Source organism: Erysipelatoclostridium sp. An15 (genome assembly GCF_002160675.1).
GTDB classification, from domain to species: Bacteria; Bacillota_I; Bacilli_A; order Erysipelotrichales; family Coprobacillaceae; genus Thomasclavelia; species Thomasclavelia merdavium.
Genome location: NZ_NFLA01000054.1, coordinates 1 through 15,156 on the forward strand (window position 1 = coordinate 1; position 15,156 = coordinate 15,156).

A 15,156-nucleotide genomic window follows, 5' to 3' on the forward strand; every position below is an offset into this window, starting at 1 on the left:
GCAAAAATTAATTAAAAATAGCAAAAAAATTAAATTTTCCAAAAAATAATCTTCAAAACAAAAAAAGAAGCTGTAACGCTTCATTAAAGGTTAAAAAAACCTCCTTTCGTTACAGCCCCAACAAGGTCTTTAATAGAACGATTAAAAAATGGACCAATTACAATAGCAATGAATGATTATGCTAAGATGGAAAAAGTAGGTGATTTAGGTTTTAGTTTACCGACAGATGATAAGCATACTACTACTAAAAGTGGTGATTTAATTTTATATTTAGGACATATGTTTGTAATTTATTACCGACCTAATACCTGGAATTTTACACGACTTGGAACGATTGAAAATATATCTGATAATCAATTACAAGACTTACTTGGAAAAGGTGATGTTGTTGTAACATTATTGCTTGAAAAATAAAATATATTATCATTATGCATCTAAGTTATAGCTCCATGATAAACTAATATTGTACTTTTGGGATTTCTTTTAATACAATAAAATTGTAAAAAGGAGTTGATAATAATGGAAAATGAAGTATTAAAAGTATCAAAAAAATTCTGGGAAGCTATGGAAAATTCTGATGAACAAGGAATGCGAGCAGTTACTGATGAAAACTGTAATTTTGTTCATATTGGAATTACTTGTAAATTAGATCGTGAAATTAAGTTTTATACTGATGGAACTTTCAAACCAACTGAATTAGTAATTAATAGTCAAAATGTTGATTTCTTTGGGGATACTGCTGTAGTAATTACTGATTGTAATTATGGATTATTATTGGATGGTAAGCCAACTACTCATCATTTTGCAGTAACTGAAGTTTATAGTAAAAAAGGCGACGAATGGAAATTAGTAACATTTACATTCACTGCCTTAGTGTATTAAAAAGCTGTAAATACAGTTTTTTTTTAATTTATTTTTTTCATATTTATTGCTTCGATAAAAAGAGTAATACCATCAACAATTAAATAGAAAGCAATGATATAGTTAATAGCAATTGTTGAAGTCAATGGCAAAATAAAGAATATAATTGCTAAGATAATATTTATTACCCCACTAAATGTATAAGCACCAGTATTAGTAATATTGAAATATTTTAATTTTTGTAAAAAAGCAATTTTTTCAGTTCCATAGAATAATAAGATTAAAGCAAACATAAATGTTAATGAAAATGCTGTAATAATTGAAGGTGTTTCAATTATTAAAATTCCAAATAAAATATTAATAATACCATGAACAATTGCAAAAGGATCTTTAAAAAAGCTAGTACTAATACAATAATTAACAATCGAATAAATACCAAAACCAATAAGAACAATTGCGACAATAAATTTGACGATACTAAAAGTCTGAATCGGAAAGAAAATACAAGCACAACCAGCAATGATCATAATAATACTTAAAATTAAATACAAAGTTTTAATTTTTTTAATTCTTCGATTCCAATTCTCTTTAAACTCATTAATAAAATCAAATTCCCAATACATAATACCTTACCTCCTTGACTGTCTATGAGTAAAAAATCTAAAAATTTCACTTATAAGTAGACATATAAAAACAAATAGATACGGATAAATAGTCCATTTTATTGAATCATGTTTCTTCATAAGGCCCTCCTTACAATATTTATTGTAACCATTATGTTTCATGATAAAATAGTCAAATTATCGATATTGTCTAAAAATTAGGCTTATTTAATCAAAGTGTTTAGACAAAATTAATCAAATGCCTAAAAATTAGACATATGCAATATTATTGTCTATTTAAAAATAATTTTTAAGAAAATAAAATAAATATCAAAAGGGAGTGATGTGAAACAGATTCAAATAGCTAAAACGGGATATTATTTAATAGCAGCTATTTTTTATAGTCTAGGAATTATTAATTTAATTCATCCTTTCAAAGCTTCATTAAGTGTTTGTAATTTAAGCAGTATAATATTGATATTTTATGGAATTGTTAAGATCATTGGATATTATTGTGATGATTTATATAGTTTAGCGTTTCAATATGATCTAGCTAGTGGATTATTATTAATTATAGTTGGCATTATTGTATTAATATGGCAATCAAGTATTTACAATTATTTATCTAAAGGAATGGGATTATTAATTCTGTTAGATAGTTTACTTAAAATTCAAATGGCACAAGTTGCTAAAAAATTTGGTTTAGAAACCTGGTATGTAATTTTATTACTAGCTATTGCTGCCGGAATTATAGCAGTATTACTAATAATCGAACCATTTAAACAACAAATATTGCAACAATTAATCATAAGTTTAGCGTTGATTTTTGAAGGGATGATGAATCATTATGTAATAAAAAATACTGTCAAACTAAAACACAGTTATTAAATGGAGGTATTTATATGAGTGTAAAAACATCAATACAAAAATTAGGTTTGGAAAAAATATTTGATTATGTATATCGTGATCCTGATAAAAATTTAGTTAGAGTAATAGATTGGGCAGATAAGTTTAGTTCTAATGAATTTGAATCACAACGAAAAATAATTCGTGAAGCTATCACTAATCCTCAGCATCCGTATTATTCATTTATTCGTCGAATAATTAATGATGTAGATAGTAATGTTGTTAAAACATTAGCTGTTAATTTTTTCATCAATGCAGCTATGGTTGGCTGGCCAATTCAAGAAGAAAATCGGAAAAAATATAATTGCAATATACCTTGGGCAATTTTATTAGACCCAACTAGTGCTTGTAATTTACATTGTACTGGCTGCTGGGCAGCTGAATATGGAAATAAACTTAATTTAACCTATGATGAAATTGATGATATTATTAACCAAGGTAAAGAATTAGGGGTTTATATGTATATTTATACCGGAGGAGAACCTTTAGTTAGAAAAAAAGATTTGATCCGTTTATGTAAAAAACATGATGACTGTGTCTTTTTATGTTTTACAAATGCAACTTTAATTGATGAAGAGTTTGCAGATGAAATGCTTGAAGTTGGTAATTTTGTTCCAGCGATTTCACTAGAAGGTTTTGAAACAGCAACAGATGATCGTCGAGGACAAGGTGTTTATCAACAGGTTATTAATGCTATTAAGTTATTAAAAGAAAAGAAATTAGTTTACGGTATTTCTGCTTGTTATACTAGTGCCAATTTTGAATCAATAACATCTGAAGAATTTTATGATTCTTTAATTGACTTAGGAGTATATTTTATTTGGTATTTCCATTATATGCCAGTTGGAAATGATGCTTCAATTGATTTATTACCAACCCCAAGTCAACGTGAAGCTACATATCAAAGAATTCGTCATTATCGTAGTACCAAACCATTATTTGCATTAGATTTCCAAAATGATGCTGAATATGTTGGTGGTTGTATTGCCGGGGGACGACGCTATTTGCATATAAATGCTAATGGTGATATTGACCCATGTGTATTCGTTCATTATTCAGATTCTAACATTCGTGAAAAATCATTATTAGATGCGTTAAAATCGCCAATGATGATGGCATATCATGATAATCAGCCATTTAATGAAAATATGCTTAGACCATGTCCAATGTTAGAAAATCCCGAAAAATTAAGAGCAATGGTTGCTAAAACTAATGCTCATTCTACTGATTTACAATCACCAGAATCAGTTGATCATCTATGTAGTAAATGTGATCAGTATGCTAAAAACTGGCAGGTTGTAGCCGATAAAATCTGGAGTAAATAGATAAGGCTAAACGTTTAATTTTTTAAACGTTCAGCCTTTTTGCTAAGATGGTAAAAACTAGACGATAATTTTATTATTATGTTAAAATGAAGATAAGATGTTAGAGTTATTCATTAAAGAATAGATTAGTAAAAAAACTTTTTATTATTGGTTTCTAGAATTTGATAAATTCTAGTAAAAGATGTAATTAAATCATAATTAGCATCACTATCTAACCAGTCAAGAATGATTCCGACGATAACGCATTTATTAAAACGGATAAGCAGCTTTTTATCCTGATCTAAAATATTAATATCTTTAGTTAAGAGTTCTGTGTATTGTTCACTTATATATAAAGCAATCTTATTTAAGTGTTCGACAAATACTTCTCTTTGAATTGAATGATAAACATTTAAAATTGCTTTTTTTCTTTTATTACAATCCTCTACAATAGGAATAAACCAATCAATAAGATTATCAAAATGATTGGATTTATTAATAATATCATTAGCATTTCTTTTCAATATTCTATCTAATAAATCAGGAATATCATGAAAATGATAATAAAAAGTGTTACGATTGATTTCACAACGCTCGACAATATTTTTAACAGTGATTTTACTATAAGGCTTTTCTTCTAATAGTTGCCAAAACGCTTTAGCGATTACTAGTTCGGTTCGGTTCATCATTTCAAATCCTTTCATTAATATACCAATTCTAACATATCTAAAATTTTTTTGCTAGCTGAAAGGTGATGATTAAAATTAAGAAAAAAATAATAATTTTTTTAATAACTATTTTAGCAGTTATTTTCTTTATATATGTTGTGTTTCGTCAGGATTTTAATGATGTCCTAAATTACTTGAAAAATATATCTGTTTTTGATTTCTTGACAATAATAGTTGTTGGTACAATCTATCAATTATTAGAAGCTTTAGGTAATTTTGTTTTAATAAAATCACAATCACCATCTTTTAAATATCGCCAGTCAGTTGAAATGACACTACTTGGTACTTTTAGTAATATCACTACTTCATCAGCTGGTACAATTCCTTTGCAAAGTTATTATTTATATAAACGAGGGATAAAAGCAGGCAAAGGGATTGGATTAATTATATTAGATAGTATCTTTCATAAATTTTCAGTTTTTGTTTATGCTAGCGTTTTAATTGCTTTTAATTTTAATTGGCTTGTTAGTGCTAACAATAATATTATGCGTTATATTTTTGTAGGCTACTTTGTATATTTATTAATTATTATTGGATTGATATTAATTTGTAGCTGGCAAAAAATACAGGATTTATTATTATGGTTAATTAATAAATTGCCTGATAATGAAAAGTGGCAAAAGAAGAAATTAGATTGGCAAGATAATCTAAAGGCTCTTTATCAAGAATCTAAAATAGTTTTAAAAAATAAAAAGCTATGTTTAAAAGTAATTATTACTAATTTTTTTAAATTATTCTGGACATATACAATTCCTTTATATTGTTTTTATGTAGTTAATATTCATGATTTATCATTTTCACAAATTCAGATTTTAGCATCGATTATGCTATTGATTACTGGTGTTTTACCTAATGTTGCCGGACTGGGTCCACCAGAAATTTCTTTTTTATTAGTATTTGCTCCATATTTAGGAATAGCTAAAGCAACTTCAGCTTTAATCGTTTATCGAATTACAACTTATTTTTATCCATTTTTAATGAGTGCGATTGTTTTTTTGAAATTAGAAAAAGAACTGTTATTACAAAAGAAGTAGATATAAGAAAAATTTTATATCTACTTTTTTAATCTTCTTTAATAATATTTGATTGAGGATGACGGCATTTTTCAATTGTTTTAGAAAGCTGGATTTTATTATCAAGATTTTGATCATAATTTAAAGCAAAGAATCCGGTATATAGTAAATCTAAAAGATACTGAATGGAATATTCACTAGAAAAATTACCAATTTTAGAATACTGTTTTTCTCTAGTAGTAATATGCAAGATAATATCAGCATATTCTTTAAGATGATTATCGCCTAAACTAGTAATAGCAATGATAGGAATCTTTTTTTCTTTTAATAATTTAGCGTGATTAATAACTGTGGTTGATTCTCCAGAATAGGAAATTATAATGGCACAATCATCTTGATAAACAAGATTGATATTAAAGCCATATTCACCTGCTAATGTCTCAATTTCAACTCTTTTTTTAATTCTAGTCATTTGATATTTAAAACGTTTACCAAAAAGTAACGAACTTCCAAGACCAAAAATATGAATCGTAGCAGAAGTTTGCATTATTTCAATAGCTTTTTGTAATTGGTCAAAATCAATCAATGACAAAGAATCATCAATTGTTTCTTTGTATAAATTATTAATTTTACCAGCAATTTCAGTTAAAGAATTATTTTTATTAAAAGGAAAATTGGCGTCTACATGATTAAAATGGGTATCAATATAATATAGTTCATTTAAATAATCATTTTTTAAATCATTAAATCCTTCATAACCTAATTTTTTAGCAAAACGAACGACAGTTGCCGATGATGTATAAGTCATTTTAGCAATATCTCTAGTTGACATTTCTTTGATTTGGTATCTTTTCTCTAAAATAAAATCCCCAATAATTTGCTGAGATAATGACATATGTTTTAAATTTTTAATTCGCTGTTCTAATAACATACAATACCTCCAATTTTAAACATTATAACATAGAAAGTGAAACGCTGCTTTATTATTTTGCCACTTAAAAAGTCTTTAAATAAAGCACTGTTGCGACTTTTTTTAATTGATTGTATTTATTGTAAATATCGTTAAAATACATCTTAAAAGAAGGGAGTATTTATGGATATGGATAAAAATTATAGTGCATTATTTGAACCAATGAAAATTGGAAAATTAGAAATTAAAAATCGATTAGTTGTTCCAGCGATGGATAGTCATTATACTGATGAAAATCATCAATTTACAAATCAAGCTTTAAATTACTATGGTGAAAGAGCATTAGGTGGTTTTGGGTTAATTACAACTGAATTTTTATGTGTAAGTGAAGAAGGATTAGCCGAAAAAACTCAAGCCGGTATTTATGATGATTGTTTTATACCAATGTTAACTAAATTAACACAAAGAGTACACGAAAATGGTAGTTATATTTTTGCTCAATTACAACATTCAGGACGCTTACAAGGAAAAGGAACTACTAAGTTACCAGCCGTTGGTGCTAGCAATATTCCTGATGTTTCTAAACCAAATACTATTCATGAATTAACAACTGAAGAAATTCCTGTTATCATTGATAAGTTTGTTGCAAGTGCATTGCGAGCTAAAAAAGCTGGTTTTGATGGAGTCGAAATTCATGGAGCTCATGGATATTTATTAGCTCAATTTTTATCAAAAGGAGTTAATAAACGAGTTGATCGTTATGGAGGTAATATTACTAATCGAGCTCGAATTGTTTGTGAAATTATTGAAGAAATTAAAAAAGCCTGTGGAAATGATTACCCAGTTGTAGTTAGAACAAGTGGTGCAGAAGGATATTATGGTGGTAATGATATTGAAGATGCAGTAGCTCAGGCAATGTTATTTGAACAAGCTGGAGCTGATGCTATTCATATTTCTTATGGAACAGCTATTCAATCTTATTATGTGAAAAATGGCTTTAATATTGATAATGTAAAAAAAGTAAAAGATGCCATTAATATTCCTGTTATCGGTGTGGGTCGAATTAATGATGCTACTTTAGCTTTAAGTGCTATTAAAAGAAAAGCGATGGATTTTGTTGCTTTAGGTCGCCAATCTATTTGTGATCCGCATTTCCCTAATAAAGTTAAAAATGGTCAAATTAATGAAATTTTAACTTGTACTGGTTGTATGCAAAGATGCTTATATACAACATCATTTGAAGATGGTTTTGGTACTTCATGTATGATTAATCCTTTTAGTGGTAAAGAAAATGTTTGGAAAATTGAAAAGGCAAAACAAGCTAAAAAGATTGCCATTATTGGTGGAGGACCTGCTGGTTTACAAGCAGCCTGGATTTTAGGTAAAAAAGGTCATCAAGTTACTGTATATGAAAAAGAAGCAACTGCTGGTGGTCAATATCGTTTAGCATCTGTTCCAGTAATGAAGCAGGATTTAGCGAAAACAATTTCAACTTATTTAGCGTTCTGTCAAAAATATAATGTTACTGTAAAATACAAAACAACCGCTACAAAAGAATTATTAGCTACTGAAAATTTTGATGAAATTATTGTAGCAACAGGATCATTGCCAGTTATTCCAGGAATTAGTGGTATTGATAATTCAAATGTTTATAAAGCTAATGATATTTTATCATTTAAACAAGTATTTAAAAATCAAAAAGTATTAGTTTTAGGTGCTGGATTAGTTGGTGTGGAAACTGCAGAATTAATTGGTGAATATGGTAATCAAGTAACTGTTGTTGATATGTTAGATAAAGCAGCGCCATTAGCACCAAAAAGACCACGTCAAAATTTATTAGAACATGTAAAACAATTAGGAATTAATATTTTATTAAATAGTAAGGTTTTAAAAATTAATTCTGATGGAATTGTTTATCAACAAGATGGAAATGAAAAAACTTTAACTGGTTTTGATGCTATTGTTTTAGCATTTGGTTCTAAACCAAATGATGAATTATATCAAGATATCAAAGATTTAGGCAATGTATATGTCATAGGTGATGCTTTAAAAGCTGGAGATGCTAAAAAGGCTATTTATGAGGCTACTAAATTAGCTTTAAAATTATAATGTTTTTATTGACAAGATAAAAATTTATCGCTAATATTGATATACATGATTTAAGCGATAATCAAGTTATCAAGAAGATAACGTAATGCCATGAAGGTAGTTCTGTATATATTTGATTAGGATATTACAGGCATTTTTATGGCTTTTTTCATGTTTTACAAGGAGGAAAAGATGAAAAAGTTATCAGTTAAAGAAATAGTTTTAGCAGGATTTTTTCTTGCATTAGGTTTAGTGTTACCTTTTTTAACAATGCAAATTCCAAGTTTTGGTAGTATGTTATTACCAATGCATATTCCAGTAATTTTATGTGGTTTTATCTGTGGTGGTCCTTTAGGATTAATCGTAGGATTTATTGTACCGTTACTTAGAAGTGCACTATTTTCAATGCCACCAATGTTTCCAACTGCAATTGCGATGGCCTTTGAATTAGCAGCATATGGATTTTTATCTGGTTTTTTATACAATAGGTTATCTAAAAAAACTAGCAATATTTATTTAAGCTTAATTATTGCTATGCTTGGTGGTAGAGTAGTTTGGGGAATTGTAAGTGTTATTTTATATGGTATGTCAGGACAAAGCTTTGCTTTTGCAATGTTTATTGCCGGAGCTTTTAGTCAAGCAATTCCAGGAATTATCTTACAATTAATTTTAATTCCAGCTATTATTATAGCTTTACAAAAGGCTCGTTTAATTAAGTAGTATGAATATTATAACTCTAGTTAAAGAACATTTAATACGCTATCCAGGCATGAAGCCTCGAGATATTATTAAACTAATCTACCAGAATGAATTTGGTGGCGGACATATGATTGATTCTTTTGATAATAGTCTAGAAAGATTACAAAATGAATGTGCAACATTGAATAGTCAAACCACTTTAACTAGTGAGGTTATTGGTGATAATTTAATTCGAGTTTATCTAGGTAAATTAGATTCTGTTCAAATATTAACTTTAAATCAAATATTTGTTGCTTCTTCAAAACAAAGTCATGGCAATTTAGCATCATTTATCAATAAATTAGAAACTATCAAAGCAGCAATGGTTCAAGGTGAAATTGATTACAATAATCAAGAGTTTGAAGTAGAATTGAAGGCATATGAAAAATTAAATTTTCCACCAATTTCTCATTCTGAGCAATATCGCAAAGAATATAAACCACATTATCGACTTGTAGATAAACGATATTTTCAATATTTTGATATTATTAATAAAATCAATCAATTACTTATTACCAACAAACCACTAACAATTGCCATTGATGGTAAATGTGGTGCTGGGAAGTCTTTTTTAGCCAATTTGCTTTGTGAAATTTATGATGCTAATCTTTTTAAAATGGATGATTTTTTCTTAAGACCATTTCAACGTACTGAAGAAAGATTATCTATGCCAGGGGGCAATGTTGATTATGAACGTTTTAAAGAAACTGTAATTGATCCGCTTTTAAAAAAGAAATCAATCAAATATCAAAGATTTAATTGTTCCAAGATGGCTTTAGATGATGATATTCAAGTAATTCCTTATCATAATTTAAATATTATTGAGGGAACATATAGCTTACATCCATATTTTGGAAAGTATTATGATTATGCAATCGGTTTGGATATTAGTGATAAGTTACAAGAAAAAAGAATTTTAGATCGTAATGGTGCTATGATGTTAGAAAAATTTAAAAATATCTGGATACCATTAGAAAATAAATATTTTGAAGCATACCAAATATTTAAACAAGTTAATTATTTATATCACGTTGAATAAACGTGATTTTTTTATAACTTAATATTTAATTAATATAATTTTGATGTTTTTTACTGTTTATATTTATACAATAAATATATCATTGTTTAATTGAATTGAGTTGTTAATTGTTATTAGGAGAAAATTATGATCAAGAATTTAAAAGTCGGATTAGGATTAATTATTTTAGGAGAAGTCTTGGGTTATTTTAATAGTTATTTTTTAAGTGATTTTTCAGACTTTACTACCGGTCTTTTATTGGGGTTATCGGTTGGAATGAAATTAGTAGGGATTATCTTATCATTAGTGGGGATTATTCAGGTTAGTAATGATAATAATAAATAAAATTAGCTAGGTTTTTATATGGGGTATTTTAAGATACTCCATTTTTTTATTTATTATGTAATAATCACTATTTTTTTAAATAATAAATGTAATTACTTTTACAATATTTATTTAAAAAAATAGTGAATAATGATAAACTAATATAAGAAAGGGTGATAAAGTATGCCTAAAAATATTTATGTGCTTTCCGATATTCATGGACATTATAATGTTTTTATCAAAATGTTAGAAAAAATAAAATTTTCTGATGATGATGTATTATATATTTTAGGAGATTGTTGCGATCGGGGACCAGATAGCTTAAAAATATACTTATATATTCAAAAATTTAAAAATATTCATCTGATTCGTGGTAACCATGAAATCATGATGCGTGATGCTTTTATTGCTGATGATCCAACTTCATCACAAGGACGAATGTGGGCTCAAAATGGCGGAAATAAAACAGCTCATAGTTATCATGAATATTTACAAAAGAAAGCCCTTAATGAATTTGATTATAAAATAGTTAAAGCAGCTTTTTATAAAATGATGATTGATTATGTCAATAAATGCCCATCGTTTATTGAAATAAATTGTAATGATCAAGATTATGTTTTGATTCACGCAGGTATTAATCCAGAAAAAGGATTATATGAACAAACTGAAGAAGAATGTGCCTGGATGCGTGAGTATTTCTTTATGTCAAAGGGATTGGATAATAAAATTATAATATTTGGACATACACCTACATGTTATATTCATCAAAAGAAAGATTGTTTTGATATTTGGCATGATCCAGTTTTTAAAGATAAAATTGGGATTGATGGTGGTTTAGGACCATTCGATAAAGGTCAATTAAATTGCATTTGTTTAAATACGATGGAAGTTTTTGTAGTTAAAAAAAGTGAAGTTTTAGAAGCTGCAAAAAACATTTAAAAATGTAAAAAGAATTTATTAAGTAGTGGAGGTTATTATATGAATATATTATTGAGTAGAATATTAACATATTTAAATGGCGCTTTTGTAGTTGATGACTATTATCGTTTTTGTAAATTTGTTGTTTATAATTATTTAGGTTTTGAAGATTTTGACATTGATGATGTTGTCTTAAAAAGTGGTGTCACTAAAGAAAAAATAGTTGCTTTTTGTAATTTATTAGGATATGAAAGCTTTGATAAGTTTAAAAATGATCTTTTAAGAACTCATATGGTTCGTTTGGATCAAATCAGAGCTAGAATGTTAGGCATCAATAGTGAACAATTAATTAATGATATGGAAAAATCTTGTTCAAATGAAGAAATGAATGCTTATATTTCAACTATTTGTGAAGCAATTTTTAAAGCTAAACGGGTTATATTAATTGGTGCTTTATATCCTTTATCTATTGCCGTTGAATTACAAACTGATTTGATTACATTTGGTAAGCCGGTAATTCAATATCATAGTTTTGATAAAGATGTGGTTTTAGATGAAAATGATGTGACAATTTTTATCTCTGCTACAGGTAGATCAATGAACTATTTTGTTGATATAAAAAAGGAATTACGAGTAGATTTAAGTACTTCAATCTTGATTACGCAAAATAAAACATATGAATTAGATGAATATAAGATTTCTGATTATGTAATTCATGTCCCTGGTAAGTTTGATGGAATAAACTTTAATTATCAAATTATGACAATTTGTGATTTATTACGGGTTCATTATTACCAACAATACTATTTATAATAAAAAGTAAACCGAGCTAACTGGCTCGGTTTTAATCTGTCTTTTTAAGATTAGAATAATTGATTAGTTCAATATCATTATCTTTAATAAACTGTTTTATTTTTTTATCACACAAAAGATCTAATTCTTTCATTCTTGGTATATTATAACTGCTCATTTGATATAAACGCCAATCAAGTAAAGCTGGGTGACACATTATTTCACCATATTCATCAATATCATTTATAGCGCTAGTTAAATATTCATAATTTACATTATCTTTGTAGAATTGATCATTACATCTAACATATTTATAATTATTAATGATCTGGTCACGTTGTCTAATTGGTAAATCGTATTCTTTAGCTAATTTAATTACTACATCATGATGTTGTGGTAATAAGTGAACATGATGATGTGAATCGATATGAGTTGGTTTTTTACCAGCTAATTTAATAAATCTCTCTATTTGAGCTTTCCATTCTCGATATAATTCATCAAAATTAGCATTTGGTTCTTCATTAGGATAAGCAGACGGTCTTAAAAAGTTACCATTTTTATCAACATAGCTTTTAGCACCGTCAATTAATGGACGTCCTACAGTTAAAACTAGATGAATTCCTACTCCTAAATTAGGATATCTACTTGCAAGTTCTAAGCCCGTTTTTGCATATGGCATATTAACCATACAAGTTGTTGAAGTTAGGATCCCATCTTGATGAGCTTTAATTATCCCTAATACTGCCCCTTCACTGATACCAAAATCATCAGCGTTTATAATTATTTTTTTAGTCATTTTATAGTCCTCCAATATCTATAATCAAATTATATCGTGAATAAAAAAATAGTATTTATTTTTTCAAAATCTGCAAACTACTCTATAATCGTGCTATAATAAACACGATAAAAAATGGAGGTATAGTCATGAAAGAATTAATTGTAGCATCGACTAATCAAGGCAAATTAAAAGAAATTAGGGCAATGCTTAAAGATATTAATATTGAAGTATTATCAATGAAAGATGTTTTAAATGAAGAAATCGATATTGAAGAAACAGGAACAACTTTTAAAGAAAATGCTTTAATAAAAGCTAGTACAATTGCTAAAATTGTTAATAAACCAGTATTAGCTGATGATAGTGGTTTAGAAGTTGACGCTCTTGATAAACAGCCTGGTGTTTATTCAGCTCGTTTTTTAGGTCATGATACAAGTTATGATATTAAAAATCAATATATTATAGATGCGCTAAAAGATAAAGATCGAACAGCTCGCTTTGTTTGTGCGATGGCTTTAGTAATCCCTGGTCAAGAACCAATCATTATCGAAGAAACAATGGAAGGGTTAATCAATGATAAAATCGAAGGGGAAAATGGTTTTGGTTACGATCCGATTTTTTATTTCCCACCATGTAAAATGACTTCAGCTATGATGTCAATGGAAGAAAAAAATAAACATTCACATCGTGCAAAAGCGTTGAAAAAATTATATGCAATTTTAAAGGAGATGGATTAAATGAATCATATAGTTTTAGTTCATCCGGCAATTCCTCAAAATACCGGAAATATTATGCGTACTTGTGTAGCAACTAATACTAGTTTACATATTATTAAACCAATGAGTTTTGATTTAGATGATAAAAAAATGAAACGAGCTGGATTAGATTATGTTAAGGATTTAGATCTTCATGTATATGAAAGTTATGAAGATTTTAAACAAAAAAATCCTGGTGAATATTATTTCTTTACGCGTTATTCACATCAATGTTTTACAGATCAGGATTTTAGCGATACTAGTAAAGAGCATTACTTATTCTTCGGTCATGAGCATGATGGAATTCCAAAAGAAATATTAACAGAAAATCTAGATCGTTGTTTAAGAATTCCAATGAGTGATAAAGTTAGAAGTTTAAACTTATCTAATTGTGCAGCGATTTGTATTTATGAAGCTTTAAGACAACAAAATTATCCACAGCTTTCTAAAGTAGAAGTTCAAAAAGGTGAAGAGTTCTTATATGAGTTATAAAAAAAATGATATTTTTCTAGCGATTATGCTTATGATTTTTATCATTAGTTTTGCGGTAGTTTTTACAGTGTTTTTTAAACCATTATATTATTTTGATATTAATTATTTAAATATTGATCAAATTAGTGGTTTAGATGCAGAGACTATTAAAGAAAATTATCGGATATTAATTAATTATCAATCAATTTTTTACCAAGGAACATTGAATTTACCAGATTTTGTAATGTCTGATAGTGGTCGAATTCATTTTGAAGAAGTAAAACGTATTTTTGAAGCAATTCAAGTAATGATGGTTATCAGTGGGTTAATTTCAATTCCAATGACAATTAAAAAGATTAAAGAAAAAGAATATCGTTTTTTACGATTAACTGGTTTAATTACAATTATTGTGCCAACTGTGTTAGGCTTTTTAGCTGCTTTGGACTTTGAAAGAGCATTTATACTTTTTCACCAGATAGTTTTTAGAAATGATTATTGGATCTTTGATTACCGAACTGATCCAGTTATTACTATTTTACCAGAAACGTTTTTTATGCACTGTTTTATGTTAATTGTAGTTATTGTATGTCTTTTAGCGATAATATGTTTAGGGTATTATCGTTATCAACAAAAAAAGATTGTTGCTGATATTGATTTATAATGGTCCTTTTTACAAGGACCATTTTTTAATAAAATCAGATTTGTTTTAAAATACTTTACTATAATGATATAAATATTAGTTAGATTTTATGAGTAATTATCATTATAAAAATGAGATAAATTTGAGATAATATATAGTATTTTATATGCTATAATATAACTGTCTTTAAAATGACTTTGGCATATTAAACAATAAAAATTATTTAAATATTATAGTAATGGAGTGTTAATATGAAATATGCCAATAAGATGTTTTTTAATAATCAAACTTATTTATCTTTAGTAACTGGTGG

17 protein-coding genes and 1 pseudogene are annotated in these 15,156 nt (G+C 27.4%); 14 read left to right on the forward strand and 4 right to left on the reverse strand.

Annotated features, from left to right (window positions below; genetic code table 11):
• Nucleotides 1–126: 126 nt before the first annotated feature.
• A pseudogene (locus B5E92_RS12945) lies at nt 127–414 on the forward strand (cyclophilin-like fold protein); the annotation flags it as partial.
• A 105-nt stretch (nt 415–519) separates the two neighbouring features.
• Nucleotides 520–882, forward strand: a complete 363-nt coding sequence (locus tag B5E92_RS12950; protein WP_087302877.1) for a nuclear transport factor 2 family protein — start codon at nt 520–522, stop codon at nt 880–882.
• 23 nt (nt 883–905) lie between these two features.
• Here the strand turns inward: B5E92_RS12950 and B5E92_RS12955 are convergent, their stop codons facing one another.
• Nucleotides 906–1,484, reverse strand: a complete 579-nt coding sequence (locus tag B5E92_RS12955) for an HdeD family acid-resistance protein (RefSeq protein ID WP_087302879.1) — start codon at nt 1,482–1,484, stop codon at nt 906–908.
• A gap of 324 nt (nt 1,485–1,808) precedes the next feature.
• Between B5E92_RS12955 and B5E92_RS12960 the strand changes: the two genes are divergently transcribed.
• A complete protein-coding gene (locus tag B5E92_RS12960) occupies nt 1,809–2,351 on the forward strand; it encodes a DUF308 domain-containing protein (RefSeq protein ID WP_158095234.1) in 543 nt (180 codons plus the stop codon).
• 14 nt (nt 2,352–2,365) lie between these two features.
• The gene (locus B5E92_RS12965; protein ID WP_087302883.1) at nt 2,366–3,694 is read left to right on the forward strand and encodes a radical SAM protein; all 1,329 of its coding nucleotides are present in this window, start codon (nt 2,366–2,368) and stop codon (nt 3,692–3,694) included.
• A gap of 125 nt (nt 3,695–3,819) precedes the next feature.
• On the opposite strand, the gene B5E92_RS12970 is transcribed toward B5E92_RS12965, so the two are convergent.
• Nucleotides 3,820–4,359, reverse strand: coding sequence for a TetR/AcrR family transcriptional regulator C-terminal domain-containing protein (locus tag B5E92_RS12970; protein ID WP_158095235.1), 540 nt, complete (start codon nt 4,357–4,359; stop codon nt 3,820–3,822).
• Nucleotides 4,360–4,427: 68 nt separating this feature from the next.
• Between B5E92_RS12970 and B5E92_RS12975 the strand changes: the two genes are divergently transcribed.
• Nucleotides 4,428–5,435 (forward strand): flippase-like domain-containing protein, encoded by a 1,008-nt coding sequence (locus B5E92_RS12975; RefSeq protein ID WP_087302887.1) that lies wholly within the window; start codon nt 4,428–4,430, stop codon nt 5,433–5,435.
• Nucleotides 5,436–5,463: 28 nt separating this feature from the next.
• On the opposite strand, the gene B5E92_RS12980 is transcribed toward B5E92_RS12975, so the two are convergent.
• Nucleotides 5,464–6,345 carry a MurR/RpiR family transcriptional regulator gene (locus B5E92_RS12980; RefSeq protein ID WP_087302889.1) on the reverse strand — a complete coding sequence of 294 codons (882 nt, stop codon included), beginning with the start codon at nt 6,343–6,345 and terminating at the stop codon, nt 5,464–5,466.
• Nucleotides 6,346–6,507: 162 nt separating this feature from the next.
• Between B5E92_RS12980 and B5E92_RS12985 the strand changes: the two genes are divergently transcribed.
• The 6 genes from B5E92_RS12985 (at nt 6,508) to B5E92_RS13010 (ending at nt 12,223) form a co-directional block, all read left to right on the forward strand.
• Complete coding sequence (locus B5E92_RS12985; protein WP_087302891.1) at nt 6,508–8,433, forward strand: NAD(P)/FAD-dependent oxidoreductase; 1,926 nt, start codon at nt 6,508–6,510, stop codon at nt 8,431–8,433.
• 171 nt (nt 8,434–8,604) lie between these two features.
• The gene (locus tag B5E92_RS12990) at nt 8,605–9,132 is read left to right on the forward strand and encodes an ECF transporter S component (RefSeq protein ID WP_087302893.1); all 528 of its coding nucleotides are present in this window, start codon (nt 8,605–8,607) and stop codon (nt 9,130–9,132) included.
• 1 nt (nt 9,133) lies between these two features.
• Nucleotides 9,134–10,189: a hypothetical protein gene (locus tag B5E92_RS12995; RefSeq protein ID WP_087302895.1), complete on the forward strand. Its 1,056-nt coding sequence runs from the start codon at nt 9,134–9,136 to the stop codon at nt 10,187–10,189.
• A gap of 126 nt (nt 10,190–10,315) precedes the next feature.
• Nucleotides 10,316–10,513, forward strand: a complete 198-nt coding sequence (locus B5E92_RS13000) for a hypothetical protein (protein ID WP_087302897.1) — start codon at nt 10,316–10,318, stop codon at nt 10,511–10,513.
• A gap of 162 nt (nt 10,514–10,675) precedes the next feature.
• Nucleotides 10,676–11,431, forward strand: a complete 756-nt coding sequence (locus tag B5E92_RS13005; RefSeq protein ID WP_087302899.1) for a metallophosphoesterase — start codon at nt 10,676–10,678, stop codon at nt 11,429–11,431.
• A gap of 39 nt (nt 11,432–11,470) precedes the next feature.
• On the forward strand, nt 11,471–12,223 hold the full coding sequence (locus B5E92_RS13010) for a MurR/RpiR family transcriptional regulator (protein ID WP_087302901.1): 753 nt from the start codon (nt 11,471–11,473) through the stop codon (nt 12,221–12,223).
• A 31-nt stretch (nt 12,224–12,254) separates the two neighbouring features.
• On the opposite strand, the gene chbG is transcribed toward B5E92_RS13010, so the two are convergent.
• Complete coding sequence (gene chbG, locus B5E92_RS13015; protein ID WP_087302903.1) at nt 12,255–12,998, reverse strand: chitin disaccharide deacetylase; 744 nt, start codon at nt 12,996–12,998, stop codon at nt 12,255–12,257.
• A 128-nt stretch (nt 12,999–13,126) separates the two neighbouring features.
• Here chbG and rdgB point away from each other — a divergent pair, with 128 nt between their 5' ends.
• The 3 genes from rdgB to B5E92_RS13030 are packed head-to-tail and all read left to right on the forward strand — an operon-like array spanning nt 13,127 to nt 14,864.
• Nucleotides 13,127–13,714, forward strand: coding sequence for an RdgB/HAM1 family non-canonical purine NTP pyrophosphatase (rdgB, locus tag B5E92_RS13020; protein ID WP_087302905.1), 588 nt, complete (start codon nt 13,127–13,129; stop codon nt 13,712–13,714).
• On the forward strand, nt 13,715–14,224 hold the full coding sequence (locus B5E92_RS13025; protein ID WP_087302907.1) for a tRNA (cytidine(34)-2'-O)-methyltransferase: 510 nt from the start codon (nt 13,715–13,717) through the stop codon (nt 14,222–14,224).
• On the forward strand, nt 14,214–14,864 hold the full coding sequence (locus B5E92_RS13030; protein ID WP_087302910.1) for a TIGR01906 family membrane protein: 651 nt from the start codon (nt 14,214–14,216) through the stop codon (nt 14,862–14,864). The genes B5E92_RS13025 and B5E92_RS13030 overlap by 11 nt, the downstream gene beginning before the upstream one ends.
• The last annotated feature ends 292 nt before the right edge of the window (nt 14,865–15,156 follow it).